The organism is Oleiphilus sp. HI0079, from assembly GCF_001635105.1.
This window is the reverse complement of the sequence record NZ_LWFT01001136.1, coordinates 1-1,144: the sequence shown is the minus strand read 5'-3', so window position 1 is coordinate 1,144 and position 1,144 is coordinate 1. Positions and strand designations below refer to the sequence as shown.

Sequence of the window (1,144 nt, the reverse complement as noted above, 5' to 3'; positions counted from 1 at the left end):
TGTTACACAGCTAGAACAACAAGGCGCTTATGCGGCAAAAAGTGCAGAAGAGGCAGCCCAAGGCGCAAACGCGCTGATAACAATGCTCCCAGCAGGAAAGCACGTAGCAGGACTGCTTAGCGGCCCAGACGGGCTGCTTGCCAAACTGCACAAAAACACCTTGGTTATTGACAGCTCTACCATCGATGCAGAAACCAGCCGCGCCGTTCATGCTGAGGCTAAAAAATACGATTTGCTCTTTATCGACGCCCCTGTATCTGGCGGTGTCGCCGCAGCAACAGCAGGCACGCTCAGCTTTATGTGTGGCGGGAGTGCCGACGCATTTGAAGCCGCGAAAGCACCTCTCTCCGCCATGGGAGCAAACCTGTTTCATGCGGGTCCTGAAGGCGCAGGCCAAGTCGCAAAAATGTGCAACAACATGCTGTTGGCGATACATATGATCGGCACCAGCGAAGCCTTAAAGCTTGGCGAAAAGAATGGCGTCGATGCCTCTGTGCTTTCCGAGATTATGATGGCAAGCTCCGGAAAAAACTGGAGCCTAGAAAAGTACAACCCCTACCCTGGTGTGATGCCAGCTAGCCCTGCGTCGAATGATTACAAACCGGGGTTTATGGTGGATCTGATGACCAAGGACCTTGGATTGGCGATGGACAATGCTCAAAACCAGAATAGCGCCACGCCTCTGGGAGCACTCGCATACGAGCTCTACAAACAAAAGCAAGCCAACGGCGAAGGTGCGCGTGATTTTTCTAGCATCATTGAGCTTATTGACGCACTACCAAGATCAGACAAATAGGTGAAGATCATCCACGTGAAGCATAAACGCTCAGCTCAATGTGCATTGAAGCTTGCCAGGTTTAGGTCAGCACCCAGCACCGCACGCACAGCTCCCTCCACAGCACCCTTTACAGCAATCTGCGCAGCATTGCTCACAACGCTCATCGTAAACGTGTTTTTCATACCCGCGGCGCTGTCTGAGACCAACATTGTCGAGACCAACATTGTCGAGACCCATGCGATCGCGCTTTACGGTGAACCCAAATACCCAGATGGCTTTGAGCATTTTGACTGGGTAAAACCTGACGCGCCTAAGGGCGGGCAGCTGCGCCTAATGGGTTTTGGCACATTCGACTCAACCAACCCC

Annotated in this window: 3 protein-coding genes; 2 read left to right on the top strand and 1 reads right to left on the bottom strand. The window is 52.7% G+C overall.

The features are described 5' to 3' along the window. Window positions 1-796: 3-hydroxyisobutyrate dehydrogenase (mmsB, locus tag A3750_RS20055; RefSeq protein ID WP_068548696.1), on the top strand; the 796-nt coding region annotated here is incomplete at its 5' end. Between the two features lie 35 nt (window positions 797-831). Here the strand turns inward: mmsB and A3750_RS27160 are convergent. Beyond that, complete coding sequence (locus A3750_RS27160; protein WP_255374887.1) at window positions 832-960, bottom strand: hypothetical protein; 129 nt, start codon at window positions 958-960, stop codon at window positions 832-834. Here A3750_RS27160 and A3750_RS26995 point away from each other — a divergent pair. Beyond that, window positions 950-1,144 (top strand): hypothetical protein (locus A3750_RS26995; protein WP_369819961.1); only part of this gene is annotated, 195 nt, incomplete at its 3' end. The two genes, A3750_RS27160 and A3750_RS26995, sit on opposite strands and share 11 nt — an antisense overlap.